Here is a 23,894-nt window from a genome sequence, read left to right on the forward strand (position 1 = left end):
TGCCTGACGCCTTCTTTCATCCGGACTATGACCGTCGGCTCTGGAGTCTCACCAGATCTGCTGACCCCCGACATGGCCGGGGCGCTCGCGGGCTCATCTTTCGATTTACCGCCGGTGGGGACTTTCACCCCGCCCTGAAGACCCGCCAAGCATACAGCACATTGCCACCTCGCTGGCAACCGACGGCTCTACGACCTTTGGCGGTATCATTCGGCTATGCATTCGAGGAACAGCCCCATGGACATTCTTCAGGTCGCCGGCGGCAAGCCGGTCAAGTTGTGGACCGACGGCGTACCGGTGGAAGACGACGCCCGCAAGCAACTGCTCAACACGGCCAGGATGCCGTTCATCTTCAAGCACCTGGCTGTGATGCCGGACGTGCATCTGGGCAAGGGCTCGACCATCGGCAGTGTGATCCCCACGGTTGGCGCGATCATCCCCGCCGCGGTGGGTGTGGATATCGGCTGCGGAATGATCGCCGCGCGCACGTCGCTGCACGCCCGCGACTTGCCGGATAACCTGCATGGCCTGCGCAATGCCATCGAGCACGCCGTGCCGCATGGCAAGACCTTCGGCAAACGCGACCAGGGCGCCTGGGCCGATGTGCCGGCCCAGGCTGACAAGGCCTGGGGGCGGTTGGCCGGGCGCTTCAAGGCCATCACCGACAAGTACCCGCGGCTGGAGAAGACCAATAACCGCCATCACCTGGGGACGCTGGGCGGCGGCAACCACTTCATCGAGGTGTGCCTGGACGAGGCCGACCGCGTCTGGTTCATGCTGCACAGCGGCTCCCGGGGCGTGGGCAATGCCATCGGCAACCTGTTCATCGAACTGGCCCAGGCCGACATGCGCCAGCACCTGGCCAACCTGCCGGACAAGGACCTGGCGTATTTCGAGGAAGGCAGCCGCCATTTCGCCGACTACGTCGAAGCGGTGGAGTGGGCGCAGGACTACGCCAGGCAGAACCGCGAACTGATGATGCTGGCGGTGGTCGGTGCGGCTCGCAAGGCGCTGGGCAAACCGTTCGAGGCCAGCCTGGAAGCGGTGAACTGCCACCATAACTATGTGCAGCGCGAGCAGCATTTTGGCCGAGAGGTGCTGGTGACGCGCAAGGGGGCGGTGTCGGCGCAGAAAGGGCAGTTGGGCATCATTCCCGGCTCGATGGGGGCCAAGAGCTTCATCGTGCGAGGGCTGGGCAACGAGGAGTCTTTCTGTTCCTGCAGCCATGGTGCCGGCCGGGTGATGAGCCGGACCAAGGCCAAGAGCCGCTTCACCGTGGAAGACCAGCGGCGGGCCACGGCGCATGTGGAATGCCGCAAGGACAAGGAGGTGATCGACGAGATCCCCATGGCCTACAAGGACATCGATGCGGTGATGCGCGCGCAGCAGGACTTGGTGGAGGTGGTGCACACCTTGCGGCAGGTGGTGTGTGTGAAGGGCTGACGGGTTTACCGAGATATCCCTTCATTCGAGCCGTGGTATGACTTCTGATAATCAGATTTTTCCCGTTGCGCGTAGGCCATTTCTGAAATAGCTTCCTAGCGCCCTTGAGCCATTGCGGTGGTGTTCCTGGCGGCCTAGTGTGGCCCTGTCGTTGCCAAATCAGCGACCGGGCCTGCAAGCCTGTCCAGAGCAAAATGCCGATCACCGATGCCAATGGCATGCCATTGCGCGCGCTTAATGGTGGCTGCGTACGGGAGGTTTTCGAACCTGCCGGATTTTGCTCTCTGCCGGTCTTGCAGACCCGTACGTGGCTGCCACCCATCACACTGCAAGTCATGAGTGGCAGCTCTAGCCAACCTATAGAGAGTGTCACCATGCTTAAGATTGTCCCCGATCCACCCCACGATATTCATTCCCTTGAAGACACCCTGATCCAGGCCACGGACTATGCGCTGTGCGCTGCGACCGTTGTGCATCAGGCCATTGAGACTCGGACTTTGCACTGAGGCTTGAGTGATGTGTTGTCTGGGCGGGCCTCTTCGCGGGTAAACCCGCTCCCACAGGTTCATTACAAGCTTCAAGACTTGCACAGCTCCTGTGGGCGCGGGTTCACCCGCGAAAGGGCCGGCCCAGGCACTCGAGAAATTTCAGGGGGATTCAACAATGACCACAGAAGACACCCAGTTCACCGTCGGCAAAACCACCTTCTACCAAGGCGAACACGGCACCCATCCACTGTTCCGCATCGAGCCCGGCATCCCCTGCCGCGATGCCCGCGAGCAGTCCTCAGAGTTGATGGGCTATGTCCGCGAACTGACCATCACCGGCCTGATGGATGAGAAGCCGATGATGATCTGGGCTGCGCACTACCTGAGTGCGATGGCCAAGGCGCTGATGGATGATGCCGAGCTGGGCATGGGGCAGTGAGCGTTTGCCTTCAGGTTGTGTGAAGGCCGCAAGGTGTTCGCCTTAGCAATTTCAGCGCCTATGAGACCGAGCGCCGCCCGCGCGGCGCTTCGCGGGGCAAGCCCGCTCCCACATTTGTTGCAACGTGCCAAACCTGTCAGGCCATGGTTGCCCGCTTTGTTGGACTGGCGATATCTCCCCGTTGGCGCTGCTGCCGCCCCACCTATCTTGAGTCGTGCGCCAAGGCTGACAACCATGGCCTCACAGACATGGCCACGTTGCAACAAATGTGGGAGCGGGCTTGCCCCGCGAAGCGCCGCGCGGGCGGCGCTCGGTCTCATAGGCGCTGCAAACCTGTCGGTATACACCTGCTGGCCCGCTGGACCCGGCGGATCGCGTGCTGCGTAACCTGCCTTCAGTCTTTATGCATGTGCTGCTTGCCATCGCGATGAGTATGGGCCTTTGAATGCCCCTCATCATGCTGGCTTGCGCCCGAGGCCTGCTCACCATGGTGGCCAGGCACGTTGCCGCGGTGCTGGCCTTCATGGTTGTGCATTTCACTTTCGCCACCACCATGCTGGTGGCCGCCACTGGCCGCGACCATCGTTTTGTACTGCTGGGCGTTCAACTGGGGTAGCTGATCCAGGAAGGCGACGATGCCCCAGATGTATTCATCGCCCATGCTCTTGCCCCAGGCCGGCATGCCGGAGGCCTTGATGCCGTGCTTGATGATCCAGAACGCCGCAGCGGGGTCGCTACCGATCCCGCTTTTGGTCAGGTTGGGGGGTGATGGATACAGAGCCTGGCTGAGCTCGGTCTTCTCGACGCCAGGGGCAAGGTGGCAGCCGATGCACATGGCATTGTAGTTACCGGCGCCGGTACGAATCAGCGCTTCATCTTTCAGGTCTGGCACCTCGATGTCCCTGGCCCGTACTGCGATCGAGCGGTCCCGTGCCATGGCCAGAAAGGCATGCACGGCGGGGAAATGGGGATCATCGGCCCCCACATTGACCAGGCCAGAGTACGCAGCACCCAGCACGGCCACGCTGGCCACCGCGCCTGCTGCAACAAGCGTTGTTATTGTTCTTTTCATGTCTGGTTCTCAAAACCACATGCGGATACCGGCCACGAAACGCGCTTCATCCACATCACCACCGTCGTCGCGGACGAAATCGGCGGTTTTGCCGTAGGAGCGGCTCCAGGTGATGCCGATGTAGGGGGCGAACTGGCGGACAATTTCATAGCGCAGGCGCAGCCCGACTTCGGTATTTGCCAGGCCGGAACCCACACCGCGCCCAGGGTCGTTCTTGCCATAGAAATTGGCTTCAGCGGTCGGCTGCAGGATCAGGCGGTTGGTCAGCAGAATGTCGTAGTCGCCTTCCAGGCGCGCGGCAGTCTGGCCGTTCTCGCCAATGAACGCGGTGGCTTCGGCTTCGAAGTCGTAAAGCGCCATGCCCTGGATACCGAACGCCGCCCAGGTCTGGGGGGATTCAGGCTTGAAGTCCTGGCGCACCCCGGCAACCACATCCCACCATGGGCTGATCGAGCGGCCGTACAGCAGCTGCAATTCGGCATCCTCGGTGACACCGTTGGTGCGTTCACCTTCGGAGCGGATCCACAGCCGGTTGATATCGCCGCCTACCCAGCCAGAAGCATCCCAGGCCAGCGTGCTGCCTTCATCCGCATCCTGGTACTCGAGCTGATCCAGCAGGAAGAAGCTGTTGATAGCACTGTCGTGCATCTGATGCCCACCCAATGGGGGGAAGGCTGCCTGGCGGTCGGCATCGGTCAGCACCGGGATCGGGGTACGGCTTGTTGTCGGTGTATCCGCCGAGCCTTGGTTCATTGTCGAATGGTCCATAGCGTCATGATTCATAGCTCCATGATTCATCGCGCCATGGTCCATGCCCTGCATGCTGCCATGATCCATCTCGCCGTGGTCCATCATCGAATGGTCCATTTCTTCAGCGGCGAAGCTGGGCGCAGCACCCAGCGCCCCCAGCGTAACGGTCAGTGCCAGCAGCGATGGTCGTGCCAGGCTATTGAGCATCTTTCCCTGCCTTGGCTTTGTTACTGCCATGGGATTCCATCATCTTGCCGTGGTCCATGCCCTGCATCGAACCATGGTCCATACCCTTCATGGCGTCATGGTTCATACCTTTCATCGAGCTGTGATCCATCCCTTTCATGGCGCCATGGTCCATGCCTTGGGCACTCCTGGCTTCCTTGGCATCGGCAGACTGCTGATCGTTGCCGTCGGACCAGGATGATGGGGCATAAACTGCAAACAGGCCGGCTATCGCAGCAGAGAGAAAAAACGCGCTTCGTTTCATTGGTTTGCTCATCTCGGATCTCCAGTTCATTCGTCCACGCGGACTTCGCGGAACATGCCCATTTCCATGTGGAACAGCAGGTGACAGTGATAGGCCCAACGCCCCAAGGCATCTGCCGTGACGCGATAGCTTCGTTTTGAGCCAGGCGGCATGTCGATCGTGTGTTTGCGCACCATGAAGTTGCCGTTCTCATCCTCCAGGTCGCTCCACATGCCATGCAGGTGGATGGGGTGAGTCATCATGGTGTCGTTGACCAGGGTGATGCGCAGGCGCTCACCATACTTGAGGCGCAGTGGCTCGGCATCGGAAAACTTGATGCCGTCGAAGGACCAGGCGAACTTTTCCATGTGGCCGGTTAGGTGCAACTCTATTGTGCGACCAGGCGCGCGGCCGTCCGGGTCCGGGAAGGTGCTGCGCAGGTCGGCATAGGTCAGCACACGGCGGCCGTTGTCACGCAGGCCGATGCCCGGATCGCCCAGTTTTGGCGTCGGGGTCATCGTTTGCATGTCGACCAGGGGGTTGTTGGTCTCGGACTCTGGGTGGCTCTGCATGGGCGCGCTGGTGCCAGCCATTTCGCCATGGTCCATGCCGGCCATGCTGCCGTGGTCCATGCCTGCCATGTCATCGTGGTCCATGCCGGCCATGCTGCCGTGATCCATGCCGCCCATACCGCCATGGTCCATGCCCATATCGCTCATGGAAATGGTCGGCCGTGGATCGACAGCGGGAACAGGGGCCTGCAAGCCCTCGCGAACCGCCAGGGTGCCCCTGGAATACCCGGTACGGTCCATGGATTGGGCGAAAATGGTGTAAGCCTGCTCGCTTTCGGGTTCGACGATGACATCGTAGGTTTCGGCAACGGCAATGCGGAACTCGTCGACCGAAACGGGCTTTACATGCTGCCCGTCCGCCGCGACAACCGTCATCTTCAAGCCGGGAATTCGCACATCGAAATACGTCATGGCCGAGCCATTGATGAAGCGCAGGCGGATTTTTTCGCCCGGCTTGAACACGCCCGTCCAGTTACCGTCGGGGGCCTGGCCGTTCATCAGGTAGGTGTAGGTGTAGCCGCTCACGTCAGCGAGATCGGTGGGGCTCATTTTCATCTCGGCCCACATCTTGCGGTCGGATACCGCGGCGGACCAGCCCATTTCGCTCACATCGTTGACGAAATCGCCCACCGTGCGCTTGTGGTAGTTGTAGTAGTCGGACTGCTTCTTGAGCTTGGACAGCACCCGTGCAGGGTCTTCATCCGTCCAGTCGCTGAGCATGACCACGTAGTCCCGGTCATAGGTGAACGGCTCAGGCTCTTTCGCGTCGATGACCAGGGCGCCATACACCCCGACCTGCTCCTGGAAACCGGAGTGGCTGTGGTACCAGTAGGTGCCGTTCTGCTGGACCTTGAACTTGTACTCATACATGCCGTCGGGGGCGATGCCATGGAAGCTCAGGCCCGGCACGCCGTCCATGTTCGCCGGCAGGATGATGCCGTGCCAGTGGATGGAGGTGTCCTGCTGCAAGCGGTTGCGCACACGCAGCGTCACGGTATCGCCTTCGCGCCAGCGCAGGATGGGCCCGGGAATGGAGCCGTTGATGGCCATCGCTGTGCGCGCAGCGCCGGTAATGTTGACCGGCAGCTCACCGATGTAGAGGTCGAAGTCGGTGCCGCTCAGCACATTCGGTTGGCCGGGGCTGGTCACGGCCCAGACCGGCGTGCGCCACATGCCCAGCCCGCCAAGCAGTCCGGTAGCGGCAAGGCCTTTGACGAAGGAGCGTCTGGTGGTTTTGCTTTGCATGCCGTTGCGTCCAGTCAGTCGAAAAGTTGCTGGTGTTCAGGCGGTTGAACGCCCCAGCCCGTGGGTCGAGAAGCCCCACAATCTTCCTTCACGCTAGCGGACCTGCGCTGTCAGCTGGCTGAGCTTCAGATTACTTTTCTGTCAGCTTGCGGTGGGTATGACTGACGAAGCGCATGGCATGCAGAATCTGGGGCCGCCTTGCGGCCCTTCGCGGGCACGCCCGCTCCCACAGGGATGGCGCTGTAGCCAGGACATGCGCGGGACCTGTGGGAGCGGGCGTGCCCGCGAAGGGCTGCAAAGCAGCCCCATCAAGGGGCTCTTTGGCCTGGCCGCTACTCGATGCGCAGCGCCGCCACCGGATGCAAGCGGGCCGCCCGCACGGCCGGAGCCAGGCCGGCGAGAATGCCGAGCACCGCCGCCAGCAGCAGCGCCAGTAGCAGAAACAGCGGATGCAGCGCCAAGGGCAGGCTCGGCATGGCCAGGTGCAGTAGCCCGAGCAGCAGGCCCATCAACAGCAGGCCAAGCAAGCCACCGGCCATGGACAGCAGCGTCGCTTCGGCGAGAAACAGCCCGAGCACCTGCCGCGGGCTGGCGCCAATCGCCCGCAACAGGCCGATTTCCGCCGTGCGCTCGCCCACAGCGGTCGTCATGATGGTGAGAATGCCGACCGCGCCAACCAACAGCGAAATACCCCCCAAGGCACCGATGGCCAGGCTCAGGGTGCCGAGCACGCGGTTGAAGCTGCGCAGCATGTCATCCTGGGTGGTCAGGCTGAAGTCCTCCGCGCCGTGCCGTTCGCCAAGCACCTCGCGAATCTGCCGGCTCAACGCCTTTGAAGTGGTGCCTGCGCCGAACACTACATGGGCTTTGACCACCCCGGTGCGGTTGAACAGGCTTTGCGCCCAATCCACCGGGATGTAGGCGATATCGTCGAGGTTGAAACCGAGCAACTGGCCCTTCTTTTCCATCACGCCGATCACCCGGAAACGCACGCCGCCGACGCGAATCAACTCGCCCAGCGGATTGCGCGCACCGAACAGCTCGGCACGCAGCTGATGGCCGAGCACCACATAGGGCGGCGAACGACCGTCACGGGCCGCGGGCAGGAACTCGCCCAGGCTCAGCTGCATGCGCCAGGCCTGTGCCAATTGATGGCCACTACCGAGAATGTCGCTGCGCCGGCTCAGCTGGCCGAACTGGACATCCCCGCTACCCTGAATGATCGGCACAGCTGCCTCGACATGCGGCAAGCGCCGCAGGGCATCGGTGTCACTGATGGTCAGTGGCCGTACGCTGCCGAGCAGGCCGCCGAGGCCGCTGGTCTGGGTCTTGCCCGGGCGCACGGTGATGATCCGAGTACCGAACTGCGAGAAGTTCTCCAGCACATAGCCGCGCACGCCCTCGCCGATGGCCGTGAGCAGCGCCACGGCGGCTATGCCGATCGCTACCCCGAGCAGGGTCAGCAGGCTGCGCAGCGGGCGGCAGGTCAGCGCCGAGCTGGTCAGCCGGAAACCATCTTGCCAGCGCATCAGTGCGCCCCCGGCGGGCGTAGCGCCGCCACCGGCTCCAGCGCCGAGGCCCGAGCGGCCGGCAGCCAGGCGAACAGCAGCGCCGTGCCAAGTGCCAGCAGCACTGCTCCAGCCCGCGCCCACCAGGGGGCATAGAGCGGCAGATCGAACGCCAGGCGCCCCAGCCAGAGCAAGGTTTCGGCCAGCAGCAGCCCTGCCAGTGCCCCTGTCAGGGCCAATAGCGCTGCCTCGCCGAGGAACAGCAGGCGCAGCTGCGCCGCCGTCACGCCTATGGCTTTGAGCAGGCCGATCTCGGCGCTGCGCTGGCTCACTGCAATCCAGGTCACGTTCATGATCAGGATGCCTGCCACCAGCAGGCTGATCGCGGCAATGCCAGCCACCGCCAGGGTCAGCACCGCGAGTATCTGGTCGAAGGCGCTGAGCAGGCTGTCCTGGCTGACCAGGGTAACGTCCTCCTCACCCTCGTGACGCTCCTTGAGCGCGGCGAGTATCAGCTGCTTGCTACGGTCGAGAAAGCTCGGACCATGCACCTCGACAAACACCCGCGACAACCCCTCGCTATTGAACAAGGCCTGTGCACTGGCCACCGGGATGATCAACATCTCGGCGAAATCCATCCCCAACGATTCGCCCCGCTCACCGAGAATGCCGACCACCCGGAAGCGCCGGTCGCCGGCGCGCAACCATTCACCCAGGGCCGGGCGAGCCCCGAACAGTTCGCGCCGGAGTTTGCCGCCGATCACGCAGACGGCTTCAGCCTGCTCAGGGTCCAGCGTCGGTAGGGGCTGGCCTTGTACGACCGTCAGTTGGCGAATGGCGAAGAAGTCCCGGGTGGTGCCCAGCGTCAGCACCTCACGATTGCGGTTGCCGACTATTACCTCCATCTGCCCGGCCTGCTGCGGCGCGACCCGGCGGATGCCCGGCAACCGGGTGATGGCCTGGACATCCTGCAAGGTCAACTCGTGTGGCGTCAGCCCGGTGAGCGGCGGCATTCGCCCGGTGGTTTCCTTGCGCCCCGGGAAAACGATGAGTATGTCGCGCCCGAGCAGCGAGAACTCGTTCAGGACGAAGGCCCGCGCCCCCGCGCCAAGACCGGTGAGCAGATTGACCGCGACCACCCCGATAGCGATGGCCAGCAGTAGCATCAGGCTGCGTGAGCGATGCCCACGCAAGGCACCTAGCCAGAAGCCCAGGGCATCGGCAGCGCGCATCAGGCCCGCGCCCACTGCGGCGCAATACTGTGGATCCGCCCGTCACGCATGTGCAGCTGGCGCTGTGCACGGGCGCCCAGGCTGGCATCGTGGGTCACCACTATCAGGGTCAGGCCCTCGCCGTTGAGCTCCTCCAGCAGGCTGAAGACCTCTGCGCCGGCCTGGCTATCGAGATTGCCGGTGGGTTCGTCGGCCAACAGCAGCGCCGGTTGCATGACCATCGCCCGGGCGATCGCGACGCGCTGGCGCTGGCCACCGGACAGCTCGGCCGGGCGGTGGGCAATGCGCTCGCCCAGCCCCAGGCGTGCCACCAATTGGCTGCTGCGCTTGCGCCGTTGTGCCGCACCAATGCCGGCGAGGACCATCGGCAGCTCGATGTTTTCCAGCACCGTCAGCCGTGCGATCAGGTGGTAGGACTGGAACACGAAACCTATCAGTCGGCTGCGCAACTGGGCGCGGCGCGCCTCGCTCAGCGACGCCGTGGCCTCGCCCTGCAGCCAGTATTCGCCGGCGCTCGGCGCGTCGAGCAGGCCGAGGATGTTCAGCAGGGTCGACTTGCCCGAGCCTGACGGGCCCATCACCGCCATGTAGTCACCGGCGGCGATGTCCAGGTCCAGGCCATCCAGCCCCATCACCTGCTGCTCGCCCAACTGGAAGCTGCGGCTACCGCCGCGCAGGCGGATCATTTCTCGGTCTCCGCGGCATCCACAGGGATCACCGCCACGGTATCCTTGAGCCCTTCCTGCTCGTGGCTGGCGACTATGCGTGCGTCCTCGTCCAGCCCTGCAAGCACCTCGGTCCAGCGCCAGTTGCTCAGCCCGGTTTGCACCTGCACCTCGCGCAACACCCGGGCGCTCGGGTCATATCGCAGCACGCGCTGCCCCTCCAGCAGGGTCTCGGTGGGGATGCGCAAGGCACCCGTGTGCTGCTCCAGGAGGATCTCGACATCGGCGCTATAACCGGTGAGCAGGGCCAGGTCTGCCGGCGGCTGGTCGAAGCGCACCTCGACATCGACGGTGCGCGCCTGCTTCTCCAGTTCGCGCACATAGGGCGCGATGCGGCTGACGCGGCCGGTGAAATGCTGACCACGGAAGGCATCCAGGCTGATCCGTACGGCGGTTCCTGGGTGAACCCGGGCAGCGTCCACCTCATCGATCGGTGCCTCTACATACAGGCAGCTGTCGTCGATCAGGTCGACTGCTGGCGGCGTGGGAATACCTGGCGGCGAAGGGGTGACGAACTCGCCGAGTTCGCCGTTGATTTCTGCGACGATGCCGGCGAATGGCGCGCGCAGAGTCGTCTGTTCCAGCAGTGAGCGCTGCAACTGCAGGCTGGCGTCGGCCTCGCGTATCAACACGGCACTGGCACTGCACATCAGCTTCGCCAGGTTGGCCTTGGTTGCCGCCTGATCGAGGCGATCGGCGGCAATCAACTTGCGGTCGGCCAGCTGGCCCAGGCGATCAAGGTCGCGTCGGTCCAGGAGAGCTTGCTGGCAGCGCTGTTCGCGGGTGTTGCGCTGGGCCTCCAGCCGCGCCTCGGCTTCCTGCAGCCTGGCCTGTTGCTCGTCCTGCCGCAGGCGCATGAGCACCTGACCCGGCTGGACCCGCTGGCCCTCGCTGACCAGCAACTCGGCAACCTGGCCGCCGACATTGAAGGACAGGTGCGAGCGTCGACAGGACTTCAGCGTACCCGCGCGCGTGTTGGCCACCACCGTCTCAACCGGCCCCCGCTCAACTTCCAGCAGCCTGACCGGCAACGGCTGCGGGCGGCTCAACCAGCCGCCCAACACCACGAGACAAGCCAGGATCGACGAGCCAATCAATAATTTGCGCATGGACTACACCTCCTCCCATATGGCTTGAGCCTAGATCAGGAGGGTGAAAGCTCCACGCGAAACGTCATTTATCCGACGATTTTCGGATGAGCGTTAGTATAGTGTCGTAAAAATGGCGAATGAGATTTTTTTCGCTCACGCAACGGCGATTCCCCGGCCATGGGAAGGCTGCAGAAAGTTCAGAGGATGAGAATGGCGGGCATTAAAAAGCCGGCTTGTGGTCGGCTTTTTATTATTTTATGTTATTGATTTTTAAAGAAAACATTTATGATATTCACCGGTAACCCACACCTTAGCCCACACTCTGAGACCCGCTGGAATTTTGATTCATTTCTTGTATGACTCGAGGTTTAGGTGAGTGTGTCGGTAGCACGGGGGCTGCTCGGCTTCTTCGTCCTGCATGCTGCATTTCAGATCGGTCTATCCGGGGGCTCTTCTGGTTCCCTGCTTGTTGATGATTGTCCAGGTTGCCACCTTTGGTGAGTGGCGACGGGGAGACGTTAGATTGGAGGGCACTCTATTTCTACGGCCTCTGGGCCCCTGCAGAAGCTCGTTCGGCTGCCGGCGGAATAAACCGACATGAGAAGCTTGCCGGGGAGCGACTTCAGGGCAACTTTGGCTCAGGTCTTTCACAGACGCCTCCCTGTTGTGCTGGGTTGGGATAGATGGCATGAAACGAGTTGTACATATTCTGGCTGAAGTTTTGATTGTTATGTGGTTACATGTCTCGTAGATAAATGTGATGTTCTGCCTCCATTAGGATTAATTTTTCTATAGTTTTTGATTGGCTCTTTTTGTCGTTTCCGCTGAGCTCGTTTAAAAGATCTTTTGCTTTTTTCGAAATTCGGACATTTAGTTGTTGCTTGTCCGGGTTTCTTTCTTCAAATTTCCTTTTGTTCCAAGATGCCTGGATTTTCTTTATTATTTCTTTTCTGTATGGTCTTTCGTGATTATCGCTGTCGAAGTGAATTAAAAGCTCCTCGTAATTTCTTATTGGCTCTGGCTTTATGAGTCTTTGTTTGGATTCTTTTTCAAACCATTCTCCAGCACATATGCAGCGTTGGAGGCCTTCTTTGGAATCAGAAAACCATCTGTAATCTGTGTCGTGAGATTCATGTCTTCGCCATTCAGAATGAAGGCGCTCAACTAACTCGACTTTCCTAGGTAGTGGATGCTCCCAAAAATCTATTATGGCAATTAGCTTTTCTCTTCCAAATAGGTTTACAGAGCCTCTAGCGAACCTTCGGCTATCGATCTGGGTTAGATCTTCGATTCGTGGTGTTAGCCACAAAAGCTGTCTCTTTTCCTCTTTCATCCAGCTGAAGTTTTCTTCAGGAATAATGGCGGTATAGATGTCTCTTCTTATCGTATCTAGATCAGATGGATGCTTAGATAAGAATTCGTAAATATCCTCTCTCATTCTAGGCGTATTACATGCGGCGGGATCTAGGTTTGCATTAAATTCTTCGTTTAATGTCAGCCATAGCCAAATATCTCGGCGATCATTTCGAAATGAATCTTTTATCATTTCGCTCAAGTTGTCTTTTATTAGTTTTTTGAAATCAATCATTGCCTTGCTCTATTGATTTAAATTAATTAATTCATTTCTTAAATGAATGTGGAATGATTTTATCATGCCGCCAGTAGGATTCTAGCAAAATTCTAGCAATGTTCTATCTGGATTCTATTCATGTTCTATCACAATTCTAGCTAAATTCTAGCGTCTTTATTGGAAGGCTTAGCTTAAGAGAATTGGCCGTTTTCCTAGGTTTCAGGCGTCTTCTACTTTTTCAGGAAACGCTTCTTTCCGAAGAATGTGGTGTCCCATCTCCCGCTCCCGCTCTTTTCTTAATTCTTCTTTGTCGAACGTAAGGTTGGTTCTGGCCTAGTTAATTATAACTAGCTCCCCCCATCCTCTGGACCAATACAGGAGCATCATCCATGTCCATGAGGATCATCAGTTTGAAAGAGGTCATGGACCTCACCAGCCTTGCGCGTTCGACCATCTATAAGTACGTCGCTCTCGGCACGTTCCCGCTTCCGTTATCTGTGGGGGAACGTTGCGTTCGTTGGTTGGAGAGCGAAGTGCACGAGTGGATCCTTGAGCGGATCGCTGAGCGCGATGAGAAGGTCCAGGTTGTAGGTAAGCATTAATGGCGATAGAGATACTCGATGGCCAGGGAGTCCTGGTCATCGAGTATCTCTGCCGTCTGCTTAGGTTAGTGCTCTTTCTCAGATAACTCCCAGTTGCCTGCTCTGTGATTTTCCCCGGCTACGCTTGGTGTTCTTCGTCTGGATGCTCGATGGCGCTTGTTGTTTTGCAAGCAGGGCAGTGTGGTTTATTGATATAGCTACTAACTATCTCTAACCATCTATCTAATCCATACACCTACTCCATCTCCAATAACCTATCTCTAATCACCTACCTTTCTCTCATTACACCCACTCACCTGTAGCCACAGATGGATAGCTATAGCCAGGTGACTAGATCCCTATCTCTCCAGTTTAAAAATACCCACTCCGTACTTGGTATGCCTTAAACCAACCAGGTACACACCATGATCAAGCAAACAGCCAAACACCTCTCCCAATCCGACATCGCTATCCAGATCGAACGACTCGTGAACGCAGTGATCCGTCACGACTGTCCTGCATTCAGGATCAGCTACGACGCACAGGGGGATGAGGTCATCGAGAGGACCAGGCTCTCTCGGTACTTCGATCACGTTCGGCAGATGTATCACCTGGTGCATGACGAGACGTACGCCCTGAGTGAACACCTGCTCGCGTTCAAGGAGGCGTGCTACGACATCGGCATTGAGTTCGGGATGTTCGGGATGACGTGCATGGACGAGAGCGAGGGATGGCTCCTATCAGAGGCCCAGACCTACAACTGGCTCGTGGAGAGGATCCGGGAGCACGTACAGACCAAGTGGTTCAAGCGTGGGAAGAGTGACCGTGCTTATCGGGAGAAGGGGAATCGGCAGACGGTGACTGAATACGTGGAGCGGGTGATGGATAGCCGCTCTCGTACCGTGGTGGTGAGGGTGGACCTGTACTACCGGGAGGCAGCACGTGCTCGCCTGACGGTGGAGGACGTCTTCGAGGACCTGGACAGGCTGATCCGGGCTCGGGAATACGATCCGGTTTTCCAGCACGAGACGGGCTACATCTGCGCAGTGGAGCAGGGGGAAAACATGGGTTACCACATCCATGCGGCGTTCTTCTTCGATGGCAGGGAGGTGCGCAGTGACTATGCCAAGGCTGAAGCCATCGGTGAACTGTGGGAGAGGACCACGAAGGGGTGGGGGTACAGCCACAGCTGCAACCATGACAAGGCACAGTACAAGGAGCGGTGTGGAGTAGGGATGATCAAGCGTAATGATGATGCGGGCCGGCAGAACGTCATCCACGCCTGCCACTACCTGACTGAAGAGGGGCAGTCGTTGCAGGTGAAGCCCATCGGGGCGAGAGCGCTCCGCTTGGGGAATACGCGCCGGTTGATTGGATGAACGGTTTAGGCCTTGATCGGGAATCAAGGCTGGTACAAGTGCCGTCGGCTGACAGAAAAGGAGAGTGCTGCCGGCACCGTTGCCATTCAGTTTATGAAGAGAGTCAGTCATAGCTCAGCAAAGGTCTTATGTCCGATAAAGCCTGCATCATTTCCTGGACCAACGGTTTGCTGCGCCCCGGACATAGTCAGGCTTGGCTCTTCTTGATAAGCAGGGCAGTAGATAGAAACCTGCCCTGACATGTCGTCGCTCGGGCTGGTGGCGGAATATGCACATGGCCGCCGAGGCGCAGTATTCGATGCTCACTGGCGTGAGCTGAGTGTTTCCACCGCGGGCTGATTCCCAGACCCTGAACTCGACGTAAAGTGCAGGCTCAGGTCGGCCCTCTAAAATTTATGAGCAGCGCATCAGTCGAACGATTCAAGGTGCCAGAATGCTTTCTGGAGTGGGCTGCAGGCTTTCGGACTCTCACCCGCTTCCGTTCTCCGCCAGGCTGGCCTACCCGCCACGCTGCACATTCGCGACAAGGCCCAGGTTACTACCGCTCAGTTCTTCAGCCTCTGGCGGACCATCGAAACGCTCAGCGAAGACCCGATGGTGGGTATTCGTTTCACCTCGAGCCTGGATACGGCCTTGCTGCCGTCATCCAGTTTGGTGGCGTTCTATGCGCGCGATTACCAAGGCGGGCTCGCTCGAACGGCGCGCTTCAAAGCACTGTGCGCTCCTGAGCGAGTCGATATCAGTTGCGAAGGCGACGAGTGCAGCATCACGGTCGAATGGCTGCATGACCGGGGCGTGGAGCCTGCTGCACTGGTCGACGTTGCTTACGCCTCAGTGGTCGAAAACTTCAGGCGAGTTGGTAGCATCTAGGATCTCGGCCTCGTAGGCGGTGAGAGCACACCAGCGAATGGCTGCTTCAAGAGGGAGGTAGGTCGTTTTGTACAACGGATCGTAATGGGTGAAGGTGCACATGTAGCCTTCCATATTGGGTCGGCTCGCTCTCATCGCCATACGCATACAGCAAAACTGCGATAGACCAATGCAATGAGACGCTGCCAAGGTTCCAGGGCTGGCGCATCCAGGAGAGGCCAGAGTCAGGGCTCCTTCAGGCTCGGTGTAATATAACGCGTTCCGCCCTACTGCATTGCGGACATTCCTATCAATTCTAGTTAGTCAGACGAGTTGTTTTTATTTTATGTCCTTCAAGAGGAGTGCGCTCGCCCACGCCAATGGACACCCCGTTAAGCGATAAATTGCAATGAGGCGAGCAAGGAATCGCCTCTAGTTTTGTAAGACGCCACCAGGCCTCATAATGAGGCCTATTATTTGACCCAATTCCGTGGTGTTAGCCCTTACCTTGCGCTGCGTTTGGTAGCTGAGTACGGTACTGACCTGATAGGCTGGCGCACTGCCTATCACTTCACCTCTTGGCTGACGCTGGCGCCTACCTGCCGGATCACTGATGGTAAGGTGCTGCCTGCGCATACGCGAAAGACGAAAAACCGGGTTACAGCACATTTGCGTCTAGCTGCTTTAAACATCGGCAAAGCGAATACAACATTGAGCGCTTTCTACCGACGCTTATCTGCACGTATTGCCAAAGCCAAAGCTGTGAGTGCCACTGCCAGAAAGATCGCGATCCTCTTCTACAACGCGATTGTGCTTAGGCATGACTTATCAGACCCCAGATGCTGATCACTACGAGCAGAAGTATCGAGAACGTGTAGTAAAAGGACTGTATCGTCGAGCTGCCGAGTTTGGATTCACGCTACAGGCTGTTGAAAGTGTTTATTAGCAGGGCCGCCGCGTACTTTGCCAAGGAGTCTGGCTGAAGTACGCTTTCATCAGCAAGCTGTCGGTGGGGTATTCGGCTTTACGTCTCTGCCAGACCCTTAAAGTGCCCCCTGCGGTTATTACGCCCGGTTGGTCGATCCGAGATCCGTAAGCGCCAAGGAGGATTAGCGGTTGCTCGGATTGATTAAACATACGTGGCTGGAAAGCGGTCGCATCTGCGGCTAACGAAAGGTTCACGACGATATACTTGAGCTGGGGCGTATTGTGGCTGTCACTGGGTTGCCTGTCTGATTAGGGTTGAAAAGCTGCGTTCGCTGACGGGTTATCGCCGAAACAGCAGCGCTGTGTAACTATCGCCAGTGGGTTTTAGAAGCGCTATTTCCACCGCTTGGAACGTCTCTAGGAAAGCTGGGGCGATTCATCATGAGTCACTCCAGCGCACTATCGACCATCCCTTTTATAAGGTTGCGTATAACCAGGCTCTGACGGCTGTGCTCCATATCCGCTGGCAGCCAAGCGGGGAGGTTGTTGAGAACTGAGACCAGACTGGCGCAGAGCTTCTGGATCAAGGGAGAGGGCGGGCAACCGCGCGCTGCGGCAATCCGGCTGGCCAGGCGTTTCTGGTATTCACGGCGCAGGCTTTCGATGGGCGCGCGGTATTGCTCGTCGAGATAGTGCACATCGCGTTCGGCGAGAAGGAACTGCTTTGTCTTCATGGCATGCACGAGCAGATGCCAGTCAATGATGTCACGCAGTTCTTCCTGGGCGGTTTTGCGCAAGCGTGAGGCTTGGGGGTTGCCGGCCAGCAGGGTCTGGTAGAGGTCTTCGATCAGTTCACCGAGTAGAGCTTGCTTGCTCTCGATGTGGTGGTAAATCGAGCCGCTGGAGATGCCCAGGTGCCTGGCCAGCTCGCGCATTCCGACCTGGGCGAAACCACGTTCGGCAAACAGATCGGCTGATTTTTTCAGTGTCCGGTCAGGCTCGCTGACTGCCAACGTGAGAGTGGGAGACGTGGGGAGTGCTTGTGCAGACAGGGACATGACGATGCTCTCACGTACGTTCGATGATCATGGCGATGCCTTGGCCGCCGCCGATGCACAGGGTGATCAGCGCATAGCGTCCATGGGTCCGTTGCAGCTCGTAGATGGCCTTGGTGGTAAGAATCGCGCCGGTTGCGCCAACCGGGTGGCCAAGCGAGATGCCCGAACCGTTGGGGTTGACCCGCTGCGGGTCGAGCTCCAGCTCGCGTACCACCGCGCAGGCCTGGGCGGCGAAGGCTTCGTTGCATTCGATGACATCAAGGTCGGTCGCTTTCAAGCCTGCACGCTCCAGCGCCTGGCGGGTCGCAGGAATCGGCCCGAGGCCCATCAGTTCCGGCGCGACGCCAGAGTGGCCATAGCTGACCAGGCGTGCCATCGGCTTCAACCCTTGTGCACGTACAGCGTCTGCCGTTGCCATGACCAGCGCGGACGCGCCGTCATTGAGGCCGGAAGCATTGCCGGCGGTGACGCTGCCGTCCTTTTTGAATACTGGTTTCATCCGTTGCAACTGGTCGAGGTCGACATCGCTGCGCACGTGTTCATCGCGGTCGAAGTCGACCATGCCCTGGCGGGTCTTCACCGGCACCGCACTGATCTGTTCAGTGAAATAGCCTTTGGCGATGGCGCGTGAAGCACGCTGCTGGCTTTGCAACGCCAGTTCGTCCTGCTCTGCACGGCTGATGCCAAAACGCTCGGCGATGTTCTCGGCGGTCACGCCCATGTGCATGCCTTGCAGCGGGTCGTGCAGTACGGCAAGCATGAGATCCTCGGCCTGGGCGTTGCCCATGCGGTTACCCCAGCGCGCACCGGCCAGGGTATAGGGGCCGCGACTCATGGATTCGGCACCGCCTGCCACCACCACTTCAGCCTCGCCCAGGCGCAATACCTGGGCCGCGGAGACGATGGCTTGCAGGCCGGAGCCGCACAGGCGGTTGACGTTGAACGCCGGGGTTTCCTGGGGAATGCCGGCGTTGAGCGCCGCGACTCGCGACAGGTAGATGTCCTGCGGCGAGGTTGGGATGACGTTGCCCATCACCACATGGCCGATCCGCGTCGGTTCGATGCCTGCGCGCAACAGCGCCTGTTTGACTACCAGGCTGGCTAGGTCGGTGACGGGAATGTCCTTCAAGGTGCCGCCGAAGGTGCCGATGGCGGTACGGGTGGCGCTGATGAAGAAGATATCGGGCGTGCTCATGAACAGTCCTCAGGTATTGGCGGCGCGTTGTGCGGCGAAATCGACGTACCACGCCAGGCTGTCCGGATTAGCCACGGCGTCGCGGTTGACCACCTTGTCCAGCACCTGGCCCATCAGCAGTTTCTTGATGGGCAGCTCCAGCTTTTTGCCAGACAGGGTGCGTGGCACATCGGCGACAGCGAATATCTCGTTGGGCACATGGCGGGCCGACAGCGAGGTGCGAATGCAGCTTTCGATACGTTGGCGCAGGGCGTCATCGAGGGGCGCGCCGTCCTTGAGCACGACGAACAACGGCATGTAGGACGGCTTGCCAAGGTATTCGAGGTCGACCACCAGGCAGTCGAGGATTTCCGGCAAGGCCTCGACCGCGCGGTACAGCTCGCTGGTGCCCATGCGGATGCCGTGGCGATTGATGGTGGCGTCCGAGCGGCCATAGATGATCGCGCCGCCGCGTGGGGTGATGCGAATCCAGTCGCCGTGCCGCCAGACGTCGGGGTAGGTGTCGTAGTAACTGTCGCGATAACGTTCGTGGCTGGCGTCGTTCCAGAAGAACAGCGGCATGTTTGGCATGGGCCGGGTGCAAACCAGTTCGCCGACTTCGTCGATCAATGACTGGCCGGCTTCATCGAAGGCTTCGACCGACGCGCCCAACACTCGGCACTGCATCTCGCCGGCATACACCGGCAGGATCGGCACGCCGCCGATGAACGGCCCGGCAAGGTCGGTACCGCCGGACATGGGCGTCAGCCACAGGTCGTCGTCTACTTCGCGGTAGATCCATTCGTAGCACTCCGGCGACAGGGGTGAGCCGGTGGAGCCGACCGAGCGCAACTGGCCAAGATCGGCAATCTTCGCCGGCTGGATACCAGCCTTCAGGCAAGCTGCATAGAAGGCTGCGCCAGCACCGAAGAAGGTAGCGCGACTGTCGGCAGCGAAACACCACAGCGCGCCGAGGTCGGGATAGCCAGGGTTGCCGTCGAACAGGCACAAGGTAGTGCCGAGCAGCAAGCCGCTGACCTGGCAGTTCCACATGATCCAGCCGGTGCTGGAATACCAGTGATAACGATCATTCGGGCCGAGGTCGTTGTGCAGGCCGAGCACCACGGACATCGACAGGATGATGCCGCCGTGACCGTGGACGATGGCCTTGGGCGTACCGGTGGTCCCGGAGGAGTAGACGATCCACAGCGGATGATCGAATGGCAGCCAGGCGGGTTGCAGAGGTTTGTCGTCGGCCGTCAGGTTGTCCCAGCTCAGGGCGTCATCGATAGCGTCGCCAACCACGATGCACTGGCGCAGCGTCGGCAAGGCCTGACGCAGGTTGCGCAGGGTTTCGCGACGGTCGTAGGTCTTGCCGCCGTAGCGGTACTGGCCGCAGGCGATCAGCACCTTGGGTTCGATCTGACGGAAGCGGTCGAGTACGCCGACTTCGCCCATGTCTGGCGAACTGATCGACCAGATTGCGCCAATGCTGGCGCAGGCGAGAAAGGCCACCACGGCTTCGGGGCGATTGGGCAGGTAGGCGACAACCCGGTCGCCGGCTACTACGCCCAGTTCGCGCAGGTGAAACGCCAGGGATGCGACCTGCTGTTGCAAAGCCCCCCAGGACAGCGACTGGCGCGCGCCATTTTCGTCGGCGAAGAGAATGGCTGGCCGGTCCGTGCGGGAATGACGGAACACCTGGCGGGTGTAATTGACCTGGGAGCCCTCGAACCAGCGTGCGTCGAGCATGTTGGTATGGCTTAGTACCTGGCTGGCTGGTGTTGGCGATTCCACCTCGAAGTAGTCCCAGATGCTTTGCCAGAACACCTCGGGCTGCTCCACCGACCACTGCCAGAGACTGGGGTAGTCACTGAAACTGACCGGCACCTGTCGCTTGCCGAGCCAGTGCATGTAGTCGCTGATACGGGCTCGCTGCTGGCGGGCGCTGCTGGGCGTCCAGAGAGGCTGCTGGTGATCGGCGGCAGCGGGAGGGGAGGCGGACGAAGGGCTCATGGGGTGGCTCTCTTATCGTTGTTATCCGGTCTGCGAATGAGCTTATCGGTAATTGGTATGCATGCACAATATATTTGTGGGCGGCCATTTCGACTCAATGATGGAGGGTGTTGCAACGGAAACGTCACGGAAAAGAATGCAGGGGATTCTTGCAAGAGGCTGGTGTGCGTCCAGGCTGGCAATCTGCCCTCAATGCTTTAGTGGCACGGCTTTTAAAGAAAAAATCAAACTGATTCAAAGGCTTGTGATTCAGCTCTGAACGCCACTCATCTGGCTGTCGTGCCAGTGCCGAACAGGTAGGACATTTCATGTCCGCTGAAAATGCATCCATTTGTGACGGAGTGAAATTTTTAGTTGACAGTTGGTATTGGTGCATACCATCTTGTGCGAACAAAAACGAGGCCCGCCAAGGGCCATCATCCCGTAGAGGAGTACCCGCACCATGTGCAAGCGCCAGAAATCCGTCCGGTCGTCGAGGGTTCCGTCATGCTAGGAACCATCATGGATGTCCCGCTGCTGCTGTCGCGCCTGATCGACCATGCCGCTGTCCATCACGCCACCACCGAGATCGTCGCGCGCCAGGTCAATGGCAGCATCGTGCGGGAGAACTGGGCCGGGCTGCAGAAGCGCTCCAAGCGCCTGGCCAAGGCGCTTGCCGCCAATGGCTACGGACTGAACGACTGCCTGGGCTCGCTGGCCTGGAACACCGTTGATCATCTGGAACTGTTCTATGGTGTGCTCGGTATTGGTGCCGGGCTGCATACGCTGAACCCGCGCATTTCCCATGACGACCTGCGGCATATGGCGGAGAAGGTCGGCACCAAGGTGGTGTTCATCGACTCCGGCACCCTGGCCCTGGCCGAGAAGCTGCAGCCGCTGGTGCCGCACATCGAACGCTGGATCTACATGGACGAAGGTGAAGGGCTGCCGCAATCGAGCATTCCTGGCCTGGTGACCAAGGCTGCCTTCGTCGAGCCCTTCGACAGCGACTTCACCTGGCCGCAGTTCGATGAGCGCCAGGCTGCAACCATCTGCTTCACCTCCGGCACCACCGGGCGGCCGAAGGGCGTGGCTTATTCGCACCGCAGCCTGACCCTTAGCGCGATCAACATGACCATGGCTGACATGTACGGCAACTACCGGCCCGGCGCACTTGAATGCGTGATGCCGATTGCTGCGGTGTTCCATGCCAACGCCTGGATGATGCCGTTCAGTGCGCCCATGAACGGCCACAAGCTGGTGCTGGTTGGCCGTGCCTTCGATCCGGAAAGCGTGATCGAACTGATCCGCAGCGAAGGCGTGACGGTTGCCGGAGCCGTGCCGACCATCTGGCAAGACCTGATGCAGACCCTGCGTCGTCTCGATCTGCAGGTGCCGACCCTGAAGACAGGCCTGCTCGCGGGCACACGCCCGTCGCTGGCCTTGTGCAAGGAGATGAATGCCTTTGGCATTCGTGTACATCAGTCCTGGGGCATGACCGAAGTGCCCGGCGCGGCCAAGTCGACACCTCCACCTGGTTCGCTTGGTTGCGACCCGATGTACAGCGATCAATTGCAGCACTGCCGCCAGGGGCGCATCGGCTTTCTCACCGAGGTCAAGCTGCTCGACGAGCAGGGCGAGGCGCAGCCGTTTGACGGTGCTCACTCCGGTCACCTGCTGGTGCGCGGCCCGACCGTTGCCGGTGGTTATCTGGGCGATGAAGGTGACAAGGCCGAATGGCTGGATACAGGCGACATCGCCACCATTTACCCGGACGGCACCCTGGAAATCGTCGACCGCTCCAAGGACGTGATCAAGTCCGGTGGCGAGTGGATCAGCACTCTGCAACTGGAGGCGGCGGCCCTCAGCCACGGCGCGTTGGCTTCGGCAGCGGCGATCAGCATCGAGCATCCACGCTGGCAGGAGCGGCCGCTGTTGCTCTGTGTCCTTGCTCAGGGCAAGCAGGTCGAGGCGCAGGAGCTGCTCCAGCACATGGCCGCGACCCTGCCGAAATGGTGGCTGCCCGATGAGGTGCGCTTCATCGAGAAACTGCCACTGACGCCGACCGGCAAGGTCGACAAGATGGCCCTGCGCCGCGAGCACGCCCAGCGTGCTTCGCAGATCGTGTTCTGAGGCCGTCATGCTTGCCTCACGCAGCGACTGGCGCAGTGAACGACGCGCTTACGAAGAGACTCACGGCATCTTTCGCGAGCAGGTGCGTCGCTTCTATACCGACGAAATGCAGCAGCACGGCGAACGCTGGGAGCGCGAGGGCGTGACCGACCGTGCCTTCTGGCAACGTGCCGGTGCCCAGGGGCTGCTCTCGCCGCAGGTGCCCGAGTGCTATGGCGGTGCTGGTCTGGATGTCAGCTACAACTTCATCGTCACCGAGGAGTTGGCCTGGCACGCCGCGCCCAATGGCTTCCAGACCCATTCCGACGTGGCCATCGAATACCTGCTGCACTATGGCTCCGAGGCGCTCAAGCAGCGCTGGCTGCCCGGCACGGTGGATGGCAGTTGCATCAGCGCCATCGCCATGACCGAACCCGGTGCCGGCTCTGACCTGCGGGCGATGAAAACCACGGCGCGGCGCGACGGTGATCACTTCATCGTCAACGGCTCGAAGACCTACATCAGCAACGGTCAGAACGCCGATATCGTGGTGACTGCCGTGCGTACCGACTCTGACAGCGGCGCCTTGTCGCTGCTGCTGATCGAGGCCGACCGCGAGGGTTTCCAGCGTGGTCGCAACCTGGACAAGATCGGCCAGCACAGTGCCGACACCTCCGAACTGTTCTTTCAGGATGTGCGCGTCCCGGTCAGCAACCTGATTGGCGAGGAGGGCCGTGGCCTGCAGATGCTGATCATGCAGTTGCCGCAGGAGCGCCTGTCCATCGCCCTGGCCGCCCAGGCGGGTGCGCAGCGCGCCTTCGACGAGGCACTGCGCTTCACCGGCGAGCGGCAGATCTTTGGCAAGCGCGTGCTGGATTTCCAGAACAGCCGTTTTTCCCTGGCGGATATCAGCGCCAAGTTGCAGGTCGGCTGGGCCCACATCGATTGGGCGATCAGCCGCCACCTGGCCGACCAGCTCAGCGCCGAAGAGGCGGCCGCCGCCAAGCTGTGGCACGCGGAAACCCTCTGGCAAGTGGTCGATTGCGCCCTGCAACTGCACGGCGGCGCCGGCTACATGAACGAATACCTGATCGCCCGTCTGTGGCGCGATGCCCGGGTGATGCGGATTTTCGGCGGCACCTCGGAAGTGATGAAAGAAATCATCGGGCGCGCCCTGTAGCACGTCCGGCCAGTCATCGACACCTATCCAGCGCC

At 60.1% G+C, this 23,894-nt stretch carries 21 protein-coding genes, 1 pseudogene and 1 riboswitch; of the genes and pseudogenes, 10 read left to right on the forward strand and 12 right to left on the reverse strand.

What is annotated here, in order from left to right:
- Positions 1-4: 4 nt before the first annotated feature.
- Positions 5-146: riboswitch (FMN riboswitch) on the reverse strand.
- Between the two features lie 91 nt (positions 147-237).
- From ACK56M_RS03045 to ACK56M_RS03055, 3 genes are all read left to right on the forward strand, one after another.
- Positions 238-1,443, forward strand: a complete 1,206-nt coding sequence (locus tag ACK56M_RS03045) for an RtcB family protein (protein WP_061303933.1) — start codon at positions 238-240, stop codon at positions 1,441-1,443.
- Between the two features lie 194 nt (positions 1,444-1,637).
- A complete protein-coding gene (locus tag ACK56M_RS03050; protein ID WP_289805431.1) occupies positions 1,638-1,949 on the forward strand; it encodes a hypothetical protein in 312 nt (103 codons plus the stop codon).
- Between the two features lie 157 nt (positions 1,950-2,106).
- Positions 2,107-2,370, forward strand: coding sequence for a DUF3077 domain-containing protein (locus tag ACK56M_RS03055; RefSeq protein ID WP_015268787.1), 264 nt, complete (start codon positions 2,107-2,109; stop codon positions 2,368-2,370).
- Positions 2,371-2,764: 394 nt separating this feature from the next.
- Here ACK56M_RS03055 and ACK56M_RS03060 read toward each other — a convergent pair whose 3' ends face one another.
- The 9 genes from ACK56M_RS03060 to ACK56M_RS03100 all read right to left on the reverse strand — a co-directional run bounded on the left by ACK56M_RS03060 (position 2,765) and on the right by ACK56M_RS03100 (position 12,622).
- Positions 2,765-3,442 (reverse strand): c-type cytochrome, encoded by a 678-nt coding sequence (locus tag ACK56M_RS03060; RefSeq protein WP_043935276.1) that lies wholly within the window; start codon positions 3,440-3,442, stop codon positions 2,765-2,767.
- Positions 3,443-3,451: 9 nt separating this feature from the next.
- A complete protein-coding gene (locus ACK56M_RS03065) occupies positions 3,452-4,399 on the reverse strand; it encodes a copper resistance protein B (protein ID WP_411959247.1) in 948 nt (315 codons plus the stop codon).
- The gene (locus ACK56M_RS03070) at positions 4,389-4,694 is read right to left on the reverse strand and encodes a hypothetical protein (RefSeq protein ID WP_015268790.1); all 306 of its coding nucleotides are present in this window, start codon (positions 4,692-4,694) and stop codon (positions 4,389-4,391) included. The genes ACK56M_RS03065 and ACK56M_RS03070 overlap by 11 nt, the downstream gene beginning before the upstream one ends.
- A 14-nt stretch (positions 4,695-4,708) precedes the next feature.
- Positions 4,709-6,478 (reverse strand): copper resistance system multicopper oxidase, encoded by a 1,770-nt coding sequence (locus ACK56M_RS03075; RefSeq protein ID WP_411959248.1) that lies wholly within the window; start codon positions 6,476-6,478, stop codon positions 4,709-4,711.
- A 332-nt stretch (positions 6,479-6,810) separates the two neighbouring features.
- Positions 6,811-8,007 (reverse strand): ABC transporter permease, encoded by a 1,197-nt coding sequence (locus ACK56M_RS03080; RefSeq protein ID WP_015268792.1) that lies wholly within the window; start codon positions 8,005-8,007, stop codon positions 6,811-6,813.
- On the reverse strand, positions 8,007-9,218 hold the full coding sequence (locus ACK56M_RS03085) for an ABC transporter permease (protein ID WP_043936052.1): 1,212 nt from the start codon (positions 9,216-9,218) through the stop codon (positions 8,007-8,009). Before ACK56M_RS03085 ends, ACK56M_RS03080 begins: the two co-directional genes overlap by 1 nt.
- Entirely contained in the window at positions 9,218-9,904 is a 687-nt protein-coding gene (locus ACK56M_RS03090) for an ABC transporter ATP-binding protein (RefSeq protein ID WP_015268794.1), read from the reverse strand. The genes ACK56M_RS03085 and ACK56M_RS03090 overlap by 1 nt, the downstream gene beginning before the upstream one ends.
- Entirely contained in the window at positions 9,901-11,052 is a 1,152-nt protein-coding gene (locus ACK56M_RS03095) for an efflux RND transporter periplasmic adaptor subunit (RefSeq protein WP_015268795.1), read from the reverse strand. Before ACK56M_RS03095 ends, ACK56M_RS03090 begins: the two co-directional genes overlap by 4 nt.
- A 718-nt stretch (positions 11,053-11,770) precedes the next feature.
- Positions 11,771-12,622 carry a hypothetical protein gene (locus ACK56M_RS03100; protein ID WP_023100343.1) on the reverse strand — a complete coding sequence of 284 codons (852 nt, stop codon included), beginning with the start codon at positions 12,620-12,622 and terminating at the stop codon, positions 11,771-11,773.
- Positions 12,623-12,999: 377 nt separating this feature from the next.
- Between ACK56M_RS03100 and ACK56M_RS03105 the strand changes: the two genes are divergently transcribed.
- From ACK56M_RS03105 to ACK56M_RS03125, 5 genes and pseudogenes are all read left to right on the forward strand, one after another.
- Entirely contained in the window at positions 13,000-13,206 is a 207-nt protein-coding gene (locus ACK56M_RS03105; RefSeq protein ID WP_031633627.1) for a helix-turn-helix transcriptional regulator, read from the forward strand.
- Positions 13,207-13,610: 404 nt separating this feature from the next.
- A complete protein-coding gene (locus ACK56M_RS03110; protein ID WP_023100345.1) occupies positions 13,611-14,564 on the forward strand; it encodes an inovirus-type Gp2 protein in 954 nt (317 codons plus the stop codon).
- Between the two features lie 516 nt (positions 14,565-15,080).
- The gene (locus ACK56M_RS03115; protein ID WP_230444958.1) at positions 15,081-15,434 is read left to right on the forward strand and encodes an AraC family transcriptional regulator ligand-binding domain-containing protein; all 354 of its coding nucleotides are present in this window, start codon (positions 15,081-15,083) and stop codon (positions 15,432-15,434) included.
- Positions 15,435-15,890: 456 nt separating this feature from the next.
- Positions 15,891-16,259 (forward strand): transposase, encoded by a 369-nt coding sequence (locus tag ACK56M_RS03120; protein ID WP_224790179.1) that lies wholly within the window; start codon positions 15,891-15,893, stop codon positions 16,257-16,259.
- A 100-nt stretch (positions 16,260-16,359) separates the two neighbouring features.
- Positions 16,360-16,690, forward strand: a pseudogene (locus tag ACK56M_RS03125) (IS3 family transposase); the annotation flags it as partial.
- 96 nt (positions 16,691-16,786) lie between these two features.
- Here the strand turns inward: ACK56M_RS03125 and ACK56M_RS03130 are convergent.
- From ACK56M_RS03130 to ACK56M_RS03140, 3 genes are read right to left on the reverse strand one after another with little or no spacing between them, the layout of a single operon-like run.
- Entirely contained in the window at positions 16,787-17,398 is a 612-nt protein-coding gene (locus ACK56M_RS03130) for a TetR/AcrR family transcriptional regulator (protein ID WP_049875173.1), read from the reverse strand.
- 10 nt (positions 17,399-17,408) lie between these two features.
- A complete protein-coding gene (locus ACK56M_RS03135; protein WP_023100348.1) occupies positions 17,409-18,593 on the reverse strand; it encodes an acetyl-CoA C-acyltransferase family protein in 1,185 nt (394 codons plus the stop codon).
- A 9-nt stretch (positions 18,594-18,602) separates the two neighbouring features.
- Complete coding sequence (locus ACK56M_RS03140) at positions 18,603-20,588, reverse strand: acetoacetate--CoA ligase (protein WP_023100349.1); 1,986 nt, start codon at positions 20,586-20,588, stop codon at positions 18,603-18,605.
- A 501-nt stretch (positions 20,589-21,089) separates the two neighbouring features.
- Between ACK56M_RS03140 and ACK56M_RS03145 the strand changes: the two genes are divergently transcribed.
- Together ACK56M_RS03145 and ACK56M_RS03150 are read left to right on the forward strand one after the other, a co-directional pair.
- Positions 21,090-22,700 (forward strand): AMP-binding protein, encoded by a 1,611-nt coding sequence (locus ACK56M_RS03145; protein ID WP_049875174.1) that lies wholly within the window; start codon positions 21,090-21,092, stop codon positions 22,698-22,700.
- Between the two features lie 7 nt (positions 22,701-22,707).
- Positions 22,708-23,859, forward strand: coding sequence for an acyl-CoA dehydrogenase family protein (locus ACK56M_RS03150; RefSeq protein WP_023100351.1), 1,152 nt, complete (start codon positions 22,708-22,710; stop codon positions 23,857-23,859).
- Positions 23,860-23,894 lie beyond the last annotated feature (35 nt).

It is taken from the genome of Pseudomonas sp. s4 (assembly GCF_046764235.1).
Classification (GTDB): domain Bacteria; phylum Pseudomonadota; class Gammaproteobacteria; order Pseudomonadales; family Pseudomonadaceae; genus Aquipseudomonas; species Aquipseudomonas asiatica.